An 18,551-nucleotide genomic window follows, 5' to 3' on the forward strand; every position below is an offset into this window, starting at 1 on the left:
CGCAATTCAGGTTTAACTATGAGTGAATCTGAACGCGTGAATATGCGCGGATGACCCAACGGATAAAGGCGTTGAAACCAATCCCCGCACGGGGAAGATTTCAGCGCCTTCGGATGCATCGGGCATGGCGCAGTGCCTCGCAGGGCAGCAACGCTGGCGGCCCCTGCAATCCGGCCCGCTCCGATCACGGCAACCTCACTGTCAGCCCAGCCAGTCGCGCGGCACCAGGTAGTCCAGCAACCGCGCCTCGGCGCTGCCGGGCTCGGCGGTGTAGCCGTATTCCCAACGCACCCGCGGCGGCAGGCTCATCAGGATGCTCTCGGCGCGCCCGCCGCTCTGCAGCCCGAACAGGGTGCCGCGGTCGTAGACCAGGTTGAACTCCACGTAGCGCCCGCGGCGATACAGCTGGAACTCGCGCTCGCGCTCGCCAAACGGCGTGTCCTTGCGGCGCTGCACGAGCGGCATGTAGGCATCCAGGAAGCCATTGCCCACGGCCTGCTGGTAGGCAAAGTCGCGCTCGAAGTCCTGGCCCAGGTCGTCGAAAAACAGCCCGCCGACGCCACGGGTTTCGTTGCGGTGGCGCAGGAAGAAGTATTCGTCGCACCAACGCTTGTGCGCGGCATAGCGCTCCTCGCCGAACGGCGCGCACAGCGTCTGCGCGGTGCGGTGCCAGTGCTGCACGTCTTCATCCACCGGGTAGAACGGCGTCAGATCGAAGCCGCCGCCGAACCACGCGGCAACCGCCTCGCCATCGCGCTCGGCGCGGAAGTAACGCACGTTCATATGCGTGGTCGGCACGTGCGGGTTGTTCGGATGAAACACCAGCGAGACGCCGCAGGCGCGCCAGGTGGCGCCCGCCAGCTCAGGCCGGTGGGCACTGGCCGAGGGCGGCAGGCGCGTGCCGGACACATCCGAAAAGCCGATGCCGGCCTGCTCGAAGACGGCGCCGTCGCGCAGGATGCGGGTGCGCCCCCCACCGCCTTCCTCACGCTGCCACAGATCCTCGGAGAACCGCGCTCGCCCATCGGCGGCTTCCACAGCGGCGCAGATGCGGTCCTGCAGGTCGGTCAGATAATCGCGTACACGGTCGAATTCGTTCATGGCCCAATTCTAAGCCGTGCATCGCAGCCGGTGCGCCCATCCGAACGTGCCCGTTTGTCGCAGGGCGATGCGGAAGGTGGAGAAGGTCACGCAGCGGTTAGCGTGTAAGGATCAGTCGAGTTGGCTCTGTGTGTGAAGTTTCAGCACAGCAACCAGCAAACCGCACGAACCGGTAGTTACGTTCTTCAGCAAAACCACCAACAAACTGTCTGGTGCGGTGTCCTCGCCGCTTGCGGGACCGTGTGGCGGCATGGATGCCGCCACCGAGCCTCCACGGACGGATTCACGGCGTGTCCCGCGAGCGGTGAGGGCACCGCGCACTCGAGGTCTTTCGCGTTTGCTGCAGGGCCCTTGCCCGCCCACCCTCGCAGGACACGCTGCAAGTACGTCCCTGTAAGCTCCGTGGCGGCATCCATGCCGCCAAGGGTCCCGCGACGGTGAGCGGGCAAGGACCAGTCGCGTTGATCGGTGCCCAGGGTTTCGGCACAGCAACCAGCAACTCCCGAAATCGCGCGACGCGAAGGTTTGGTTCTTCAGCAAAACCACCAGCAAACTGTCTGGTGCGGTGTCCTCACAGCGCCCTCGACTCCACAGGTTCGCAGATCGCCAGGCAGCCGATCTGCGCGCGGACTGCATGGCTCTCGCCTGCGCCAAAGTCACTGGACCTATGCAAACTCCGCGCGAACAGCTGGCGTGCACAGTCGCCAGGCGAGGGCTGCGTGCACGCAGCCGATGGCCAGTGCGCCCAGGCCGGTAAGTACCAACGCCATCTGCTGCGTGGCCTGCAGGCGTGCCTGCAGTTGCGGCCACTCCGGGCTGTGCAGTACATCGGCCGGCAGCATTGCCTGCACGCCGTCGAACAACGGCCCGATCAACGCCAGCCCGGCAAAATTGAGCAGCCCGGTCGCGATCAGCACCACCACAAAGCCGATGCGCGCCCACTCGCGTCGCTGCAGCAGCGCCCAGCTCAGCCATGCGAACACCACCGACAGCACCACGCCAATCACCGACAACGCCATGCCGTGGTCGATCACCCACTGCCACGACGGCGGCAAGGTCATCCCCGGTGGCAAGGCGAGCGTGGTGGCGTCGGGCACCGCCAGCAGCACCACGACCTGCAACAGGTTGGCCAGTGCGCTGACCACGCCCAGCAACAACGAGACCCATGCCAGCGGCGAGACGAAGCCGCCGCGCGGCTGGGGCGATGTGCGCAGCGCCGCGTTCATTGCAGCGACGCGATATGCGCGGCGACTGCGGCCTGCCCCGGCGGATCCAGCGCGGGTTGCAGCTGTGCGTACCAGCCGGGCAGGGCATCGGCCGGCAGGCACTCGCGCAGCAACGGCGTGCTGCGCTCCAGAAATGCGTCGAAGAACGGCAGGCCGCGGACGTACAAAAAATGACTGTCGGTGATCGACATGCCGGCATAGGCTTCGCGCAGCCACTCCAGATGCGGCAGGGCATGCGCACCGTGACCGGCGCGGGTCAGCGCGGTCAGGAAGCTGGTGCGCGCCGTGGCCGGCGAGGTGGAGCGCTCCTGCGCGTTGAGATCGTCGAAGGTCAGCAGCCATTGCTCGCCGCGCTCGATGTCGTTGCACATCACCGAGGTGGTGGCCAGCTGCAGCGCGTTGTGTGCGGTCGGCTCCAGCTCGTAGAGCGCCAGCCAATACGGATACGCCTCGTGGTAGCGGTCCAGCGCGCTCAATGCCAGCGCGCACAGGCGCTGCGCATCCGCACCGGCCTGCAGCTGCGCTTGCGCCGCGTTGTAGGCGCCCACGTGATCGCCGCGCTGAAACGCGCTCAGCGCCGGCTGCAGTGCGGGGTCGATCTCGGCAGCTGCCTCGCCGGCATCGTCGACAGGCGCCGTCGCGACGGTGGGTTCTGCACGCGGCGGCTTCGCCACGGCGATCTTGCGTCCAAACAAACGGTCCCACAGGCCCATCGCGTCTACCTTGTGTGCGCCAGCAATGAGTGGAAGGTCGCCGCCAGGCCGGCGGCGCACCGGTCCTGCGTCAGACCGATGCAGAGGGCGCACGCACATACCCTCTGCCGATCCTGCGTCAAGCTTAGAGCCACTTGCGTAGGGAGAGGTGAGTGCAACGCAACCAACCTGCGTGCCGGCTGCGCGACGCGTTGCGTTCGGTTTGATTGCCGCAGGCGGTTGCACGCTGCGGCGATCGCTTGCGGACAAGGCGGCGGAAGCGAGCGCCCACAACAAGCTTCAAACGCGCATCTGCGACGTCGCCAGCGATGTGGCGCCTGGAAACGCTGCGCCCGGCACTGCAACCCTCTGTGTGTCGGTGCCTGCAACGCCCGCCTTGCAACGGGCGCAGCGCGTCGGTCAGCGCTGCGGCTTCACCTGCTCATTGAACAGTTTGAGGATGCGCTTGTACTCGTCCAGCCAAGCGTCGGCCCGGGTAAAGCCGTGGCGTTCCAGCGGATACGGCGCCACCTGCCAGTTGTCCTTGTGCAACTCGATCAGCTTCTGCGTCATGTCCACCGAGTCCTTGAAGAACACGTTGTCGTCGATCATGCCGTGGGCGATCAGCAGGTGGTCCTGCAGCCCGTCGGCGTAGTGGATCGGCGAGGAGGTCTTGTAGGCCTGCGGGTCGAGCTCGGGCGTATTGAGGATGTTGGAGGTGTACTCGTGGTTGTACTGCATCCAGTCGCCCACCGGCCGCAGCGCAGCGCCGGCCTTGAAGGTGCCGGGGCTACGGAACAGCGCCATGTAGGTCATGAAGCCGCCGTACGACCCGCCGTAGATGCCGGCGCGTGCACGGTCGCCCTGCTTGGTGGCGACCAGCCAATCCAGGCCGTCCAGGTAATCCTCCAGCTCCGGATGTCCCATGTTGCGGTAGATCGCGGTGCGCCAGTCGCGCCCGTAGCCTTCGGAGGCGCGGTAGTCCAGGTCCAGCACGATGTAGCCCTGCTGCACCAGCAGGTTGTGGAACATCTGCTCGCGGAAATACGGCGTGTAGCGTTGCGATACGTTTTGCAGATAGCCGGCGCCATGCACGAACATCACGATCGGATACTGCTTGCCCGGTTCGGGAGTCTGCGGCCCGTAGTACTTGCCCCAGACCGTGCCGGCGCCGTGTTTGGACGGCACCTGCACGTACTGCGGTGCGATCCACGTCTGCGCCTTGAAGGCCGGCGTGCGCGTGTCGGTGAGCAGCGTGGCCTGGCCGCCCGCCGCCGGCACCACCGCCAGCTGCGGCGGCAGATAGGCGCCGGAGTAGCGCACCAGCAACTGCTCCCCGTTCGGCGACAGGTCGAAGCCTTCCACACCGTTCAAGGCCGTCACTTCGGTGAGCTGGTCGGTGCGCAGATCCAGCTTGCACACCTCGTAATCGCCCGGCCATTGCTGATTGCACAGGAAATACATGCCGCTGCCATCGGCGCTGGACACCGGCATCGACACTTCCCACTTGCCACGGGTGCGTTGTCGCGGCTTGCCGTTACCTTCCACCGTGTACAGCTGCGAATAGCCGGATTCTTCCGAGAGCAGCCACAGCGTGCGATTGTCGGGCAACCAGCCGAAATCGTTGAAGTCCCAGTTGATCCACGCGCTGTCGCTCAGCCGATGACGCGGCTGTAGCTTGGCGCTGTCCAGATCCACGCTGGCGATCCAGCGGTCCTTGTTGTCCACTGCGCGGATTTCCACCGCCACGTTGCGGCCATCGTCGCTCCAATGCACCGCCGGGCCGCTGCCGTCGCCATCGCTTTCCACGCGCACCGCCCGGTTGCCCTTGAGCGCGTCGCGCTTGGCGGCCTTGCGCAGTGCGGCCAGCGGGTCGGTGGCGATGCCGGGCAGCGCATCGAAGGACAGCTGGCGCGCGCTGCCTGCGACCACATCGACCAGCCACAGCGCATGCGCCACCGGTGCATTGCGACCGACGCGGGAGCGGGTTTCCTGGAATTCTTCGTAGCCGGATTCGGTCACGTACTTGGGCATCTTGCCGGCCTGGCCTTCGTCGGCGTTCTTGGCCTGGGTCACCACCAGCAGGTGGCGGCCGTCCGGCGACAATGCGCTGTCGACGATCTCCACCTCATCGCCCAGATACACCGGCGCTGCTGCGCGCGTGGCGTCTGCGCGGCGCCAGGCATCTTCCTGCGTGCGCAGCGCATCGCGCTGTTCGCGATCGCGACGCAGCGTAGCCAGCGTGGCCAGTTGCTGCTCGCGCAAGACATCGGCCTTGGGCGCGGCATTGGGGTCGCGCTCGGCCTTGACCACGGCCACCTGCGCGGTGCCGCCATCGGCCCGCCAGTGGTACCAGTTGTTGCCCGCGCGCCAGATCGCACCGCCATCGCTGGCGAATTGCGGACGCGATTCGACCTCGTTGCTGCGGGTCAGCTGGGTCAGCGCGCCCGAGCGCAGATCACGCAGGAAAATGTCGCCATTGCGCGCGAACAGCATGCGCTGGCGCGTGGCGTCGTAGCTGGGGTTGGCCGCATCCAGGCCGGCGCGCGCCGTGTCGGCCACGCGGTCCGCCGCCGCGCCGTCGATGCCCTGGCGATAGGTATCGCGTACCGGGCTGCCATCGCGCTTGAGCAGGTACTGCACCTGTTTGCCATCCCACTGCCACCACGCCTGATCGACCGACGGCCCGATCCAGTCCGGATCGGCCATCACCTGTTCGATGGTGAGCGGTGCGCTGGACTGCGCGTGCGCGGCGGCAGCCAGCAACAGAAGGGTCAACGGCAGCAATCTGGGCATCGGAAACAACTGGACGCAAAGGAGAACGCGCAAGCCTAGCAGTTCGCCTTTGCGACGGGCTTGGCCCACAGGTCATGTGTGGGCGGCGTAACGCAGGGTAACCGCATGGCGGGGGTGCCAGGCGGGCGCCACTGTTATTGGGTGCTGCACCTTATTGGAGCCGCCGCACATGGCAATCAGTGCGTTGCGCTCGTATGCAATACGTCGCCGCACATGCATGGTCGCCAATATCCGCTGGAGAGTCTCTGCGCCTTACCGCCACGCAGGTTGAAGTGCTCGGCGCGCGATTGCGCTAACACAAGCATGCAGGTGACGTTCTACCGACCAATGTCCACGCCTGCGAACCTCGGCGCTAGCGCGCGCACGTCGGCCCGCACTGATCCAGAGCGGATTCACCCGCTCAGCCAGCTCCAGATGGTTGCCGGTCTGCACTTTGCGCCAGCAACGCGTCGCGGCCACGGACGGCCGCCGGGAACCTCCCGACTTGCCAGCGGCCCGGGTGGCGGCCAAGCTAACGCGCTTTTGCGATTGTCGATCCACATGTCCAGCCTGCCTGCTTCCGTTGTATCCCACCCCATGGCTGTCGGCGCGCCTGGTCGGCCGTTGGCGTGGCGCGCGGGGCAGTCGGTGGATCTGGCGACCTTCGTCGCGCATGTGCATGGCCTGGCGCAGCAGCTGCCGGAGGGCCGCCATGCGGTCAATCTGTGCGAAGACCGCTACCGCTTCATGGTGGCGTTCTATGCCTGCGCGCTGCGCGGGCAGGTGTCGCTGCTGCCGTCGTCGCGCGCGCCGGCGGTGGTGGGCGAAGTGCAGGCCGGTCACGCCGATGCCTATTGCCTGGGCGATCTGGCGTTGGAGCTGGCGCCGCCGCGCTACTGGCAACTGCCGGAGGCGCTGCCGCAGGCGGACGGCCCGATTCTGCAGCTGGCCGACGATGCACTGGTGGCGATCGGCTTCACCTCCGGCAGTACCGGTCGCCCGCAACCCAATCCCAAGACCTGGGGCAGTTTTCTGACCAGTACCCGGCAGGATCTGGTCGCGCTGCAAAGCCTGTGGGCGCACACCGACGCGGTGCCGCACGTGGTAGCCACCGTGCCGCCGCAGCACATGTACGGCATGGAATTGTCGGTGTTGCTACCGATGGTGACCGAGCTGGCAGTGCACGCGGGCCGCCCGTTCTTTCCGGACGATGTGGCGCGCGCGCTGGCCGACATTCCCGCTCCGCGCGTGCTGGTGACCACGCCCGTGCACCTGCGTGCCCTGGTCGAATCCGGGGTGGTGTTGCCGCCGTTGGCCGGCATCGTCTCGGCCACTGCACCGCTGGCGCAGGAGGTTGCCGCCGCAGCCGAAGCGCGGTTTGGCGGCGAAGTGCGCGAGATGTTCGGCTCCACCGAAACCTGCGTATTCGCTGTGCGCCGCACCGCGCTGGAAGCCGCATGGACCCCGCTGCCCGGCGTGCGACTTGAAACCCAGGCCGCAGGCACCTTGGTGCATGCGCCGCATCTGGCCACGCCGGTGCTGCTGGCCGACATGATGGACGTGGCCGACGACGGGACCTTTCAGGTACGCGGACGCCAGGCCGATTCGCTGGAAATCGCCGGCAAACGCGCATCGCTGGCCGACCTCACCCGCCGTCTGCTCGCCATCCCCGGCGTGATCGACGGCATCATCGTGCAGCTGGCGCCGGACGCAGGTCAGTCGGTGGGCCGCATCGCCGCATTGGTGGTCGCCCCGACCCTGGACGAAGCGCAGATCCTGGCCGCATTACGCGTCAGCGTCGACCCGGTATTCCTGCCGCGCCGCCTGCGCAAGCTTGCCGTGCTGCCACGCAACGAAACCGGCAAACTGCCGCGCGATGCGGTGCTGGGATTGCTCAACGGCTGAGCAGGTTTGGGCAATGCCCTCTGCAGGCCGATGCCAACGGCTGCGTGAGTAGATTGCTTACTGGCCGGGTGCTGGATGAGCGCAGAGGTAGGCCGAGAAACGCGTCAGCAGCTGAGTTTTCTGCATCGCCTCCAGGGTCGCATGCACTTGGCAGGCCAATCCGTTCTGATCCGCACAGCGCGCATCGGCTGTGTTGGCCGCACTCAAGCGCGTGCGATCACGCTGCGTCAGCTGCGCCTGAAACTCGTCCTGCGCAAAATCCAGATCACCTGGCGTGATCGATCTGATCCGTTGGGCTGGGCAGCGCCGATCTGCCTGATCTGCCAGCGCTTCGAACGCCGCTTGCCCTGCGTATTTCTGCGCTCCGGCAGGGCTTGCGGCCGCCAGGAGGATTGCGAGAACAAGCATGCTGTCTCCGTGAGAGCGTCGTCTGCTCGACTGAGCGCACGATCTCACCGATGTCGACGCTCTGCCAGCGCCTGCGCCATGCATGGTCAGTGGCCAGATGGGTAACAGCCTGGCCGCGATGACGGCGGTATCTCGCGATGCGTGCCGCACGCGGTTTTCAGCGGGTAGCGGGTGGCCACGGTCTGCGGCACACCGGCACACACGGCATCACTCAGCCGTGCACACCATCGATCTCCACCGCCAGCTCATCGCGGCAGATCACCGCGTGCAGCAGCAGGCGCGGCACCGCGTTGCCGAAGCGGGCGTCCAGGGCCTGCGCGACCTTGGCCAGGTCGTCCTGCTCGCGGACATACACCTTCAGGCGGGTGCCGGCGCCGAACTGCGCGGGTAGCGCCGGTGCATGGGTACGTGCGGCACCGAGCAGGGCATCGAAATTGGCGAAGGTTTCTTCCAACTGCGCCAGCAACTGGCCGGTATGCATCGAGGCATGGCCCACCACCGCGGCGGTGCCTGACAGCAGCAGCGGCATGTCGCTGCCGGCGGGCGGCAGCATGGCGCGCGCAAAACTCGGCGGCTGCGGGCCGTATTGGCGCGGGTAGTTGTAGGCGCTGACCTGGCGCGGGTTTTCCAGCGGCGTGCCGGCATCGGCGGCGGCCAGCCAATAGATCTGGATGATGCGCTCGGCATCGCAGCGGCCCACCGCAGTGGCGGCCGGCAACTGCGCGACGTCGAAAGCGCCCAGTCCACGCGCACGGCCCACGCAAAACTGGCGATAGCGCTCACGGTCGCCGCTGCCCAGGGTGATGGCATCCAGGTAGTTCCAGATGCGCAGCAGGCGCGGGGTCTGGCTGCTGGACACGAATGCGGTGATTTCCGCATAGGCCTTGGCCGCGGCGTCTTCGATGTCGACATCCTGCTCGTCGATCTCGATCACGCCGAACTGCAGATGCCCATCGCTGGACCAGGCAATGTTGCCGTCGCGGCCGCTGCGCACCTGCGCATCGGTCCGCCACACCTCCAGCACATCGGCCTGATACGGCTGCAGCGGCACGCGCAGATAGCGCGGGTCGTGCAGACGCGGCGCGGCATTGCCGAACCCGAACACGGCCAGCACCTGCGGATCGGTCAGCAGTGCGGCGGGGTCGGTCCGGTCGACATAATCGACCTGTAGGCGGGGATGGCGCAGCGGCTGCGCGGTCTGGGCCGGGGAAACGGTCATCGAATCTCTCGTTGCAAGGTGGTGCCGTCGAAACCGGGCATGGACGGGCGCCGATGCGGGCGCCACGACTGCCACGCGCACGGCGTCGTCGATGGGAATGTGCGTGCAGCAATGGCACCAGTTGCGCGCTGGGAATCGCCGACACAGCGGCGCGGCGGCGGAGCCTGACCGGGCTGCTGCGCCCAAGCGAGGCCGGTAGGCGCCATGGCCGCTGCGCGACCGGCGGGGCGGCGGTCACCGATCAGCGCATCCGGACACTCCGGTCCGGGAGCCGACCCGGCTGCCGGCTTGGCGGTCGGGGTGGGGCGCAACACAGTGGAAGTCATCCTGAAACGAACCTGCAGCGGGCGAGCGTCATGCAGTCATGATAGCCTGACCGACGGCCTGGACATCTGTGCGCCCGCCGAGATCCACCCACGCGGACCAACGCCGGGGCAGGGCGATCGACGGAAGCGACGCGGGCCTGGCGCTCGGAATCGACAGGTACCCCACGTACACTGCCGGCTCGACGTGCCGCCCGCCACCGGCCGCGCGCTATCGATTGCCTGCTCCGACTTTGACCGACCCTTACCCTGGAAATTCTGGATGTCCTCGCAAACCGCTGCCGAACGTGAACTGGCCGAACTCCTGGTCGAAAGTCTGAACCTGGAAGACGTCCAACCCGCCGACATCGATCCGGAAGCGCCGCTGTTCAACACCGGGCTGGGCCTGGACTCGATCGACGCGCTGGAACTGGCGCTGGCGATCAGCAAGCGCTACGGCTTCCAGCTGCGCTCGGACAACGACGAGAACCGTCGCATCTTCGCGTCGCTGCGCGCATTGTCGGCGCATGTCGAAGCCAACAAGACCGTCTGAGGCTGCGACCGCCGCGCCCAGCGATGCCCCGCCGTGGGTGCTGGGGCTGGGTGTGCTGCTGGCGGTGGCGTATTCGCCGCTTGCCCACTGGGCCAACGCCAGCCACCGCTCCGACCTGGCCGTGATCGCCGGCGTCATGCTGGTGCTGATGGTGTTGATCGAGCCGATGGTCGCGCGGCGCGCGTGGGCCTGGGCGCTGGCGCTGCTGAGCCTGGCCGGCCTGGGCGCGTTGTGGCATTCCCCGCATGCCATGCTGGTGCTTGCCGCGCCACCGGTGGTGTTCACCGGATGGGTCGCCTGGTTCTTCGGGCGCAGCCTGCGGCACGGCCGCACCCCGTTGATCACCCGCATCGTGCAAGGCCTGTATGGCCGCGCCGGCATGGCGGTGACGCCGGCGCAATTGCGCTACACACGCGGCCTGACGCTGGCCTGGGCGCTGCTGCTGTGCGGGCTGACCCTGCTCAACCTGGTGCTGGCCCTGTGCGCCGAACCCAGTGGCGTGCTGGCGCAACTGGGTTATGCCTCGCCGCTGCCGATCAGCGACGAACGCGCCTCATTGTTCGCCAATTTGCTGGTGTACGGCGTGGTTGGCGGATTCTTTGTTGGGGAATATCTATTGCGCGGGCGCTGGTTTCCGCAGCGTCCCTATCGTAACCTGCCAGATTTCTTGCGCCAGATGGCGCGGCTCGGGCCGGACTTCTGGCGCGATCTGCTGCGTTGAGTGCGTGGCCAGGGGCAGCGACGTACGTGCACAGTTTCGGGGACAAGACAAAAATGCCGTTGGCAAGGATGCCGTCGCGCCTGGCGTGGGGTGTGTTCAATCTGCTGCAATTGGCGTTCACGCTGACGTTTACCGCCGGCGGGATTGTGTATGCGTTGGTGTTGCTGGCGATCACCCGCGACGCCGACCGCATGTTGCGCATGGGCAGCTGGATGTGGGCCCCGGTGCTGTTCCGCGGCGCGGGCGCCAAGGTGATCGTGGAAGGGCGCGAGCGGGTCGACTGGTCCAAGAACTATCTGTTCGTCAGCAACCACCAGTCCATCATCGATATCTGCGCCTTGTTCCACGCCTTGCCGGTGCCGCTGCGCTTCCTGCTCAAGGAAGAAATGCTCAAGGTGCCGTTCGTGAACTGGTATGCGCGCGCCACCGGCATGCTGTTCCTGGACCGCGACAGCCGCCGCGCCGGCGCGCTGGTCCGCCGGCAGGCGGCCGCGCTGTTGCGCGAGGGCAAACAGTTGTGTCTGTTTCCCGAAGGCACCCGTAGCCGCAGCGGCGCATTATTGCCATTCAAGGCCGGGCTACTGCAGGCCGCTATCGACGCTGGTGTGCAGGTTGTCCCGGTGGCGCTGGATGGGTGCGGCAAGGTGTTGCCGGTGGATGGTGTGTTCAGGGTGCGTCCCGGCATCATCCGCGTGCGCATCGGCGAGCCGATCGCGGTCACCGGGCCGGATGCACCGGATCGCCAACAATTGACCGAGCAGGCACACAAGGCCGTGGCTGCAATGCTTCAACCCAGGATCTGAGTTCCGCGCTTATGGATTTCGTCGTGCCGCATGATCATCCCTGCCTGCCCGGGCACTTTCCGGGTCGCCCCGTGGTGCCTGGCGTGGTCGTGCTCGACCATGTGCTGCAGGCCGTGGAAGCGCTGCATGGCCCGCGCGCCGCGGCACGGCTGCCGCAGGTGAAGTTTGTGCAGCCGTTGCTGCCCGGCCAGACCGCGTCGGTCATGCTGGAAGGCGAGGGGCCGCGCTGGCGCTTCCGCGTGCAGCGTGCCGGCGAGGTGCTGGTCAGCGGCGAACTGGTGGCGGAGGCCGCGGCATGAACAAGCATTGGAAACAACGCCCGGAAGGCGGTGGACGTTTTGCGTTGTGGCTGATCCGCGGCATTGCCCGGTACGCCGGGCGTTCGGTGGCGCGCGCGCTGCTGTACCCGATCACGTTGTACTTCCTGCTGGTGCGTGCTCCCGAGCGCGCTGCCTCGCGTGCCTATCTGGCGCGTGTGCTTGATCGCCCGGCCAGGCTGCGCGATGTGGCGCGGCATATCCATACGTTTGCGTCGACCATTCTGGACCGCGTGTACATGTTGTGCGGGCAGATGCAGCGCTTCCGCGTCGACATCACCGGGCTGGATCAATTGCACACGCAGATGGACCGCGGCCGCGGCGTGCTGATCTTCGGCTCGCATCTGGGCAGCTTCGATGCGCTGCGCGTGCTGGCCACCGAGCGCCCCGACGTGCAGGTCAAGGTGGTGCTGGACAAGGCCCACAACCGCGCGATGACCGACCTGCTGGGCGCGTTGAACCCGCAGCTGGCCGCCAACATCATCGATGCCGGCATGGATGCGACCTCGATCGTCATGGCGATCAAGGACGCCACCGACGCCGGCGCGCTGGTGGCGCTGCTGATCGATCGCCCGCGCGAAGGCGACCCGGCGTTGCCGGCGATGTTCCTTGGCCGCAATGCGATGTTCCCGACTTCGCCGTGGTTGATCGCCGCGGCGCTCAAGGTGCCGGTAGTGCTGGCGTTCGGCCTGTATCGCGGCGGCAATCATTACGAGCTGGCGTTCGAGACCTTCAGTGAAGGCCTGGATGTGCCGCGCCGGCAACGTGCGCCGGTGCTGGCGGTGCTCATGCGCGATTACGCTGCCAGGCTGGAACATTACACGCGCTACGCGCCGTACAACTGGTTCAACTTCTACGATTTCTGGAACACCCACCATGCCGATGCGCCGCACCCTGCCGTGGATGCTGATACTGCTGTTCAGCGCCGCACCGCTATGCGCCGCACCGCCTGAGGCCCTGGATGTCGGCCAGGTGCTGCAACGCCTGGCACGCCCGGTGCCTGCCAGCACCGAATTCGTCGAACTGCGCGGCTCCGCGCTGCTGAAAACGCCGTTGCGTGTGCAGGGCCATTACCGCCGTCCGGATGCGCAGACGCTGGTGCGCGAGGTCAGCGCGCCGTATCGCGAAACCACCACCTTGCGCGGCGACGAAGGCGTGCTCGAACGCGAGGGCAAACCGCCGCGCAAGTTCGCCTTGAGCCGCGTGCCCGAACTGGCCGGGTTGAAGTCCGGCTTCGGCGCGCTGCTGTCGGGCGATCGCGCGCTGCTGGAGCAGCAGTATCGCCTCAGCGGGCAAGGCACAGCGCAGGTCTGGCAACTGACCTTGCAGCCCAAGGACGCCGCAGTAGCCAAGCAGGTACGCGAGCTGCGTCTGTACGGCAGCAACGATGAGCTGCGCTGCATCGAAAGCATTCCGGCCAAGGGCGATGCACAACGCACGCTGCTGGCCGGTGCGGCACGTGCAGCGGCCAGCGTCAACGACGCCGCAGCGCTGACCACGCTCTGCCACGGCCCGGGCGCGTGACCACGCGCGGGCAGGTCTGGCTGCTAGCCGTCGTCAAAAACGCCAGATCGTGCGCTTGCAACCAAGTTGCTGTCGCCCTGCTGGCCGATGTCGTACGCGGCTTCAGCGTCGCCCGTTGCAGTGAGGCAGTTGCATGCCGTTTGAATTGAACGCAAACCGCCGCATTGGGCTGGCCTTGCTGTGGCTTGCCTTGCTGGTGGTGGCCGGGTTCTGGTTGAGCGAGACGCTCAAGGTCACTGGCGATCTGCGCAAGTTCATGCCCGCCCCGCGCACGCCTGCGCAAAAACTGCTGATCGAAGAACTCGGCGAAGGCCCGGGCTCGCGGCTGTTGCTGATGGCCTTGTCCAACAGCGACCCGGCCACGTTGGCCGAGCAATCGCAGCAACTGCACCAGGCATTGGCCGCGCAGCCGGCGCTGTTCGAGCTGGTCGGCAACGGCGGCACTGCGGGGTTGGAGGCGATTCCGGAGCGCTTGCTGCCGTATCGCTATCTGCTTAGCGATAGCTTCGATACCGCACCGCTGGACGCGGCGACGCTTGAAGCGGCGCTGCAGTCACGCGTGCAGGATCTGGGTTCGCCGGCAGCGGCGATGGTGGAGCCGCTGCTGCCGCGCGACCCGACGCTGGAAGTACTGCATCTGGCCGAGACCCTGCAGCCAGCGGCCGCACCGCAAACGCGCAACGGCGTGTGGTTCGATCGCGCCGGCACTTCGGCGCTGTTGATCGTGCAGACGCATGCGGCCGGCTTCGATCCCACCGGCCAGCAGCTGGCCTACGACGCCGTGCAGGCGGCGTTCGCCACAGTCAGCAAGGGCACCACGACGCAGCTGACCTTGACCGGCCCGGGCGCATTCGCGGTGGAGATCACCGCACGCACCCAGGGCGAGTCGCAGTGGATCGGCACACTGGATACGGTGGGTCTGGTGCTGTTGCTGATGATCGCCTACCGCAGCTGGAAGATTCCGGTGCTGGGCGTGTTGCCGCTGGCCAGCGCCGGCCTGGCCGGCCTGGGCGCGGTGGCGCTGGTGTTCGACGGCGTGCATGGCATCACCGTGGCATTCGGCTTCACGTTGATCGGCGTGGTGCAGGATTACCCGATCCACTTGTTCAGTCATCAACGCCCCGGCCTGGATCCGCGCGACAACGCGCGGCATTTGTGGCCGACGCTGGCGACCGGCGTGGTGTCCACCTGCATCGCCTATGTGACTTTTCTGTTTTCCGGCGTGGATGGCCTGCGCCAGCTGGCCGTGTTCACCATTGCCGGTCTGGCCACTGCGGCGGTGACCACGCGTTGGCTGTTGCCGTGGCTGATCGACCCTGCGCCGCGCGACTATGCCGACTCGCGTCTGTTGGCAACGCTGTGGCGCGGCATCGCGCGGCTGCCGCGGCCACGCATCAGCCTGGCGGTGATCGCGGTGATCGGCATGGCGGTGATCGCGTTCGCGCCCGGCCAGTTCTGGCAGAACGATCTATCCAAACTCACCCCGGTGCCGCCCAAGGCGTTGGCGCAGGACACCCACTTGCGTCAGGAGCTGGGCGCGCCCGATGTGCGGTATGTGCTCGCGCTGCCTGCCGCCAATGATGAAGCGGCGCTGCAGGCCAGCGAATCCCTGCGGCCGCGGCTGGATGCGCTGGTACGCGACGGCGCCCTGGCCGGCTACGACATGGCCGCGCGCTATCTGCCCAGTGCCAAGACCCAGCAGGCGCGTCAGGCGGGGTTGCCGGATGCAGCGCAGGCGCGCGCGCTGACCGAGCGCGCGGTGGCGGCCACGCCATTCCGCAGCGATGCGTTCGCGCCATTCCTGCAGGATCTGGAGGCCGCCAAGCGCGCGCCGCCGCTGCTGCCGAAGGATCTGACCGGCTCGCCGCTGGCCACCTCGGTGGGCGGCTTGCTGCTGGGCCGCGGCGATCGTACGACTGCCCTGGTGTCGCTGACCGGCTTGCATGACCCGGAGGTGTTGGCTGCGGCGGTGCAGGGCAGTGGCGCGCAGTTGCTGGATCTCAAAGACGCGTCCGAATCGCTGGTGGCCGCCTACCGCGGCCGCGTGCTGGGCGCCCTGGGTGTGGCGGCGTTGCTGCTTGCGGTGACGGTGGCGATCGCGTTGCGCAGCCCGCGCCGTATCGTGCGTGTGCTGTTGCCGATGGCGCTGACCACCGTGTTGATCCTGGCGATCCTGCGCGGCATCGGGGTGGAGCTCAATCTGTTCCACTTGATCGCGCTGATTCTTGCCGCAGGCTTGGGCCTGGATTACGCCTTGTTTTTCGATCACGCCGGCGACGATCGTGCCGATCAGCTGCGCACGCTGCATGCATTGATCGTCTGCAGCCTGATGACATTGCTGGTGTTCGCCCTGTTGGCCGCCTCCAGCATTCCGGTGCTGCGCGCGATCGGCAGCACGGTGGCACTGGGCGTGTTGTTCAATTTCATCCTGGCGTTGCTGGTGTCGCGCGAACCGGCACTGGAGCGCACACGCAATGGAGAATCGCATGCAGGGACGTGACGCAATCGCCGCCTTGATCCCGCATCAGGGCAGCATGTGCCTGTGGGACGATGTGGTGACCTGGGATGCGCAGCGGATTGTGGTGCGCAGTCATGCGCATTGCAGTGACACGCATCCGCTGCGTGCCGATGGACGCCTGCGCGCGCTGCATCTGTGCGAATACGGCGCGCAGGCCATGGCCGTGCATGGCGGCCTGCTGGGCCGAGCATCCGGCAAGCCGGTGCGCCCGGGCATGCTGGTTGCGCTGCGTGGCGTGGAACTGCATGTAACGCATCTGGAGGCCTTGCCCGATGCCATCGAGTGCGAAGCGCAGGTGCTGATGCAGGGCGAGGACAGCCAGCAATACAGTTTCCGTCTGACCCATCAGGCGCAGCTGCTCGCCGAAGGCCGTGCCACGGTGATGCTGGGCGCGGCCTGAGATCTGCATCAGGGTGCGGCTTGTGTCTTCGTTGCAACCAGTGCGCTCAGCTTGACGACGCTAGGCAGGCGGTGCGCATACAGCCGCGCAATGTCGTCGCCGCTGTGTAGATGCTCGAAATGCTCCAAGCCGATAGAGAGGAATTCGGGATTATCATCGCGCGCGGGCTTGATCTCGCCGACTTCAAGTGCCTTCAATGCGCTGATCCAATGGAAGGACTGACCAGCATCCTGGCGATTGAAGTAGGCGTACCAAACCGGAATGCGGAACAGTCGTTCGAACGCTACCGCACGTTTGAGCTCGCTCTCGTAGGGAAGGCTGTAATACGCCTGATTGGCGTGCTTGAACTGGACGTAGTTTTTTACGTCGATGGCGATCAAGCCAATTGATTCCAAAAGCATCAGGAAATCCGGACGTTTAACCGCAGTGCCAAATAATGGCGCGAAGGTATCCGGCGCTTGGCAAATGGCTACATAGCTGAAGCCATGCAATTGCAGCCAGGAATTCATCGCGTCCTCGCCTTGTTTGCCAAGGCCCGCCAAGTTCACTGCACTCATTTCGTTTCGTTCATCGCCGCGCATACCTGGAAGCTACCAGCCAGATTCGAAGGTACTCAAGCGGCAGTGGTCGGATTTGCGGCATGGTCAGGCAAATACGGGATGGGTGCCAAGAGTCCGTCTTTCAGCAGCCAGCTTGCTCTACGATAACGCTCCTTCTCTGCTCATATGGTTCGTGGCTTATGAACTCAGCTGCACGACGCGCACTCGTTACCGGCGGCAGCGGCGATCTTGGCGGTGCGATCTGTCGCCATCTGGCGGCGCAGGGGCGGCACGTGATCGTGCATGCCAATCGCAATCTGGTGCGTGCGCAAGAGGTGGTTGCCGCCATCTTGGCCGACGGCGGTAGCGCCGAAGCGGTGGCCTTCGATGTGGCCGATGCGCAGGCCAGCGGCGCGGCGCTGGAGAACCTATTGGCGTCCGGCCCGATCCAGATCGTGGTCAACAACGCCGGCATCCACGACGACGCGCCGATGGCGGGCATGAATGCCGAGCAGTGGCATCGGGTGATCGATGTGTCGCTGCACGGCTTCTTCAACGTCACCCAACCGTTGTTGTTGCCGATGGCGCGCACGCGCTGGGGACGCATTGTCAGCGTGTCGTCGGTGTCGGCAGTGCTGGGCAATCGCGGGCAGACCAATTACGCCGCAGCCAAGGCGGCCTTGCATGGCGCGACCAAATCCTTGTCGCGCGAGATGGCCAGCCGCGGCATCGCCGTGAATGTGGTGGCGCCAGGGGTGATCGAAAGCGACATGGTCGGCGAAAGCTTCGCGCCGGAGGTGATCAAGCAACTGGTGCCTGCTGGGCGCGTCGGCAAACCAGACGAGGTCGCCGCGCTGGTGGCCTTCCTGTGCTCGGAATCTGCCGGTTACATCAATGGCCAGATCATCGGCATCAATGGTGGCATGGGCTGATTGGCCGACGTCTAGGCTGCAACGTTGCGCGGCTTAGCTGCGACGACGGCGCTGATCGATAAACGCATTGCGCTGCAGCCGATGGCGGCGGCGATGCTTAGCCGCCGGTTTCGTCTATCTTCATGAGCAAATCGCGCTCGCGTGAACCGCGCGTTGCGCTGCAGTGCACCGACACCGTATTGCCATTTGCGCGTAAGCGACCATCCACATACAGGCCGTCGCCACGGTCATGGTAGGACGCTGTCCAGTTGTAAACACTTGCGCCTTGCGCAAGGTAGTGGGTCTCGGCGGCTCGCCGGCATACAGGTACCAGGTCGCTACCGTTCATCAGTAGCGGCTCGGGTACGTATTGCACGACGTTCTGTGCAACAGCTTGGGTTGCAGTGATACCGATTAGCGCAAGAAACGGGTAAGCAAATCTGCGATGCACGGGTCACCTCCTGTGAGAGATATGAGTGGGTAGATGTAGCGAGTATCTGCGCCTGGCTAACTTAAGAGCGGCTAACAAAACCTAGCGAGCAGTCGTCAGGTGGGTGCGGACAGTGCGTAGGAACCGGAGTGTACGCGTGGTACATGCCGCACCGAGCACCGGCCGCGCCCGCCTGGCGGTGAGCAC

At 66.1% G+C, this 18,551-nt stretch carries 17 protein-coding genes and 1 other RNA gene; 10 read left to right on the forward strand and 8 right to left on the reverse strand.

From position 1 onward, the window contains the following. Window positions 1-201: 201 nt before the first annotated feature. The 4 genes from hemF to XdyCFBP7245_RS15445 form a co-directional block, all read right to left on the reverse strand. The gene (gene hemF, locus XdyCFBP7245_RS15425; RefSeq protein WP_104616438.1) at window positions 202-1,101 is read right to left on the reverse strand and encodes an oxygen-dependent coproporphyrinogen oxidase; all 900 of its coding nucleotides are present in this window, start codon (window positions 1,099-1,101) and stop codon (window positions 202-204) included. A 665-nt stretch (window positions 1,102-1,766) separates the two neighbouring features. Continuing rightward, window positions 1,767-2,327, reverse strand: coding sequence for a hypothetical protein (locus tag XdyCFBP7245_RS15435; RefSeq protein WP_104616440.1), 561 nt, complete (start codon window positions 2,325-2,327; stop codon window positions 1,767-1,769). After that, on the reverse strand, window positions 2,324-3,040 hold the full coding sequence (locus XdyCFBP7245_RS15440) for an SH3 domain-containing protein (RefSeq protein WP_104616441.1): 717 nt from the start codon (window positions 3,038-3,040) through the stop codon (window positions 2,324-2,326). The genes XdyCFBP7245_RS15435 and XdyCFBP7245_RS15440 overlap by 4 nt, the downstream gene beginning before the upstream one ends. A 399-nt stretch (window positions 3,041-3,439) precedes the next feature. Then, window positions 3,440-5,806: a S9 family peptidase gene (locus XdyCFBP7245_RS15445; RefSeq protein ID WP_104616442.1), complete on the reverse strand. Its 2,367-nt coding sequence runs from the start codon at window positions 5,804-5,806 to the stop codon at window positions 3,440-3,442. 549 nt (window positions 5,807-6,355) lie between these two features. Between XdyCFBP7245_RS15445 and XdyCFBP7245_RS15450 the strand changes: the two genes are divergently transcribed. After that, window positions 6,356-7,699: an AMP-binding protein gene (locus tag XdyCFBP7245_RS15450; RefSeq protein ID WP_170068670.1), complete on the forward strand. Its 1,344-nt coding sequence runs from the start codon at window positions 6,356-6,358 to the stop codon at window positions 7,697-7,699. Between the two features lie 619 nt (window positions 7,700-8,318). Here the strand turns inward: XdyCFBP7245_RS15450 and XdyCFBP7245_RS15460 are convergent. Further along, window positions 8,319-9,326 carry a chorismate transformation FkbO/Hyg5 family protein gene (locus XdyCFBP7245_RS15460; protein ID WP_170068671.1) on the reverse strand — a complete coding sequence of 336 codons (1,008 nt, stop codon included), beginning with the start codon at window positions 9,324-9,326 and terminating at the stop codon, window positions 8,319-8,321. 585 nt (window positions 9,327-9,911) lie between these two features. Here XdyCFBP7245_RS15460 and xanC point away from each other — a divergent pair. The 8 genes from xanC to XdyCFBP7245_RS15505 all read left to right on the forward strand — a co-directional run bounded on the left by xanC (window position 9,912) and on the right by XdyCFBP7245_RS15505 (window position 16,464). Continuing rightward, the gene (xanC, locus tag XdyCFBP7245_RS15470) at window positions 9,912-10,181 is read left to right on the forward strand and encodes a xanthomonadin biosynthesis acyl carrier protein XanC (protein ID WP_011260626.1); all 270 of its coding nucleotides are present in this window, start codon (window positions 9,912-9,914) and stop codon (window positions 10,179-10,181) included. 37 nt (window positions 10,182-10,218) lie between these two features. Then, entirely contained in the window at window positions 10,219-10,902 is a 684-nt protein-coding gene (locus tag XdyCFBP7245_RS15475; RefSeq protein WP_170068672.1) for a COG4648 family protein, read from the forward strand. Window positions 10,903-10,955: 53 nt separating this feature from the next. Next, window positions 10,956-11,705, forward strand: coding sequence for a lysophospholipid acyltransferase family protein (locus tag XdyCFBP7245_RS15480; RefSeq protein ID WP_104616447.1), 750 nt, complete (start codon window positions 10,956-10,958; stop codon window positions 11,703-11,705). Window positions 11,706-11,716: 11 nt separating this feature from the next. Beyond that, complete coding sequence (locus tag XdyCFBP7245_RS15485; RefSeq protein ID WP_104616448.1) at window positions 11,717-12,004, forward strand: ApeI family dehydratase; 288 nt, start codon at window positions 11,717-11,719, stop codon at window positions 12,002-12,004. Then, complete coding sequence (locus XdyCFBP7245_RS15490) at window positions 12,001-12,975, forward strand: lysophospholipid acyltransferase family protein (RefSeq protein ID WP_104616449.1); 975 nt, start codon at window positions 12,001-12,003, stop codon at window positions 12,973-12,975. The genes XdyCFBP7245_RS15485 and XdyCFBP7245_RS15490 overlap by 4 nt, the downstream gene beginning before the upstream one ends. Continuing rightward, entirely contained in the window at window positions 12,899-13,546 is a 648-nt protein-coding gene (locus XdyCFBP7245_RS15495) for a LolA-related protein (protein ID WP_104616450.1), read from the forward strand. The genes XdyCFBP7245_RS15490 and XdyCFBP7245_RS15495 overlap by 77 nt, the downstream gene beginning before the upstream one ends. Window positions 13,547-13,679: 133 nt before the next feature. After that, window positions 13,680-16,046: an MMPL family transporter gene (locus XdyCFBP7245_RS15500; RefSeq protein ID WP_104616451.1), complete on the forward strand. Its 2,367-nt coding sequence runs from the start codon at window positions 13,680-13,682 to the stop codon at window positions 16,044-16,046. Continuing rightward, window positions 16,033-16,464, forward strand: coding sequence for a hotdog family protein (locus XdyCFBP7245_RS15505; protein ID WP_104616452.1), 432 nt, complete (start codon window positions 16,033-16,035; stop codon window positions 16,462-16,464). Before XdyCFBP7245_RS15500 ends, XdyCFBP7245_RS15505 begins: the two co-directional genes overlap by 14 nt. A gap of 8 nt (window positions 16,465-16,472) precedes the next feature. On the opposite strand, the gene XdyCFBP7245_RS15510 is transcribed toward XdyCFBP7245_RS15505, so the two are convergent. Beyond that, complete coding sequence (locus XdyCFBP7245_RS15510) at window positions 16,473-17,021, reverse strand: hypothetical protein (RefSeq protein WP_104616453.1); 549 nt, start codon at window positions 17,019-17,021, stop codon at window positions 16,473-16,475. A gap of 182 nt (window positions 17,022-17,203) precedes the next feature. Between XdyCFBP7245_RS15510 and fabG the strand changes: the two genes are divergently transcribed. Beyond that, complete coding sequence (gene fabG / locus XdyCFBP7245_RS15515; RefSeq protein WP_104616454.1) at window positions 17,204-17,935, forward strand: 3-oxoacyl-ACP reductase FabG; 732 nt, start codon at window positions 17,204-17,206, stop codon at window positions 17,933-17,935. A gap of 97 nt (window positions 17,936-18,032) precedes the next feature. On the opposite strand, the gene XdyCFBP7245_RS15520 is transcribed toward fabG, so the two are convergent. Together XdyCFBP7245_RS15520 and XdyCFBP7245_RS15525 are read right to left on the reverse strand one after the other, a co-directional pair. Beyond that, window positions 18,033-18,365: a hypothetical protein gene (locus XdyCFBP7245_RS15520; protein WP_244907829.1), complete on the reverse strand. Its 333-nt coding sequence runs from the start codon at window positions 18,363-18,365 to the stop codon at window positions 18,033-18,035. A gap of 69 nt (window positions 18,366-18,434) precedes the next feature. Continuing rightward, window positions 18,435-18,510, reverse strand: a non-coding RNA gene (locus XdyCFBP7245_RS15525) — sX9 sRNA. Window positions 18,511-18,551 lie beyond the last annotated feature (41 nt).

Origin of the sequence: Xanthomonas dyei (assembly GCF_002939865.1) — a bacterium.
In the GTDB taxonomy this organism is placed as follows: Bacteria; Pseudomonadota; Gammaproteobacteria; order Xanthomonadales; family Xanthomonadaceae; genus Xanthomonas; species Xanthomonas dyei.

Coding starts and splice junctions, on each gene's coding strand:
- XdyCFBP7245_RS15495 (WP_104616450.1), top strand. CDS start 12,899: ATGCCGATGCGCCGCACCCTGCCGTGGATGCTGATACTGCTGTTCAGC.
- XdyCFBP7245_RS15490 (WP_104616449.1), top strand. CDS start 12,001: ATGAACAAGCATTGGAAACAACGCCCGGAAGGCGGTGGACGTTTTGCG.
- XdyCFBP7245_RS15485 (WP_104616448.1), top strand. CDS start 11,717: ATGGATTTCGTCGTGCCGCATGATCATCCCTGCCTGCCCGGGCACTTT.
- XdyCFBP7245_RS15510 (WP_104616453.1), bottom strand. CDS start 17,021: ATGAGTGCAGTGAACTTGGCGGGCCTTGGCAAACAAGGCGAGGACGCG.
- XdyCFBP7245_RS15500 (WP_104616451.1), top strand. CDS start 13,680: ATGCCGTTTGAATTGAACGCAAACCGCCGCATTGGGCTGGCCTTGCTG.
- XdyCFBP7245_RS15460 (WP_170068671.1), bottom strand. CDS start 9,326: ATGACCGTTTCCCCGGCCCAGACCGCGCAGCCGCTGCGCCATCCCCGC.
- XdyCFBP7245_RS15440 (WP_104616441.1), bottom strand. CDS start 3,040: ATGGGCCTGTGGGACCGTTTGTTTGGACGCAAGATCGCCGTGGCGAAG.
- hemF (WP_104616438.1), bottom strand. CDS start 1,101: ATGAACGAATTCGACCGTGTACGCGATTATCTGACCGACCTGCAGGAC.
- XdyCFBP7245_RS15480 (WP_104616447.1), top strand. CDS start 10,956: ATGCCGTTGGCAAGGATGCCGTCGCGCCTGGCGTGGGGTGTGTTCAAT.
- XdyCFBP7245_RS15435 (WP_104616440.1), bottom strand. CDS start 2,327: ATGAACGCGGCGCTGCGCACATCGCCCCAGCCGCGCGGCGGCTTCGTC.
- XdyCFBP7245_RS15505 (WP_104616452.1), top strand. CDS start 16,033: ATGCAGGGACGTGACGCAATCGCCGCCTTGATCCCGCATCAGGGCAGC.
- xanC (WP_011260626.1), top strand. CDS start 9,912: ATGTCCTCGCAAACCGCTGCCGAACGTGAACTGGCCGAACTCCTGGTC.
- XdyCFBP7245_RS15450 (WP_170068670.1), top strand. CDS start 6,356: ATGTCCAGCCTGCCTGCTTCCGTTGTATCCCACCCCATGGCTGTCGGC.
- fabG (WP_104616454.1), top strand. CDS start 17,204: ATGAACTCAGCTGCACGACGCGCACTCGTTACCGGCGGCAGCGGCGAT.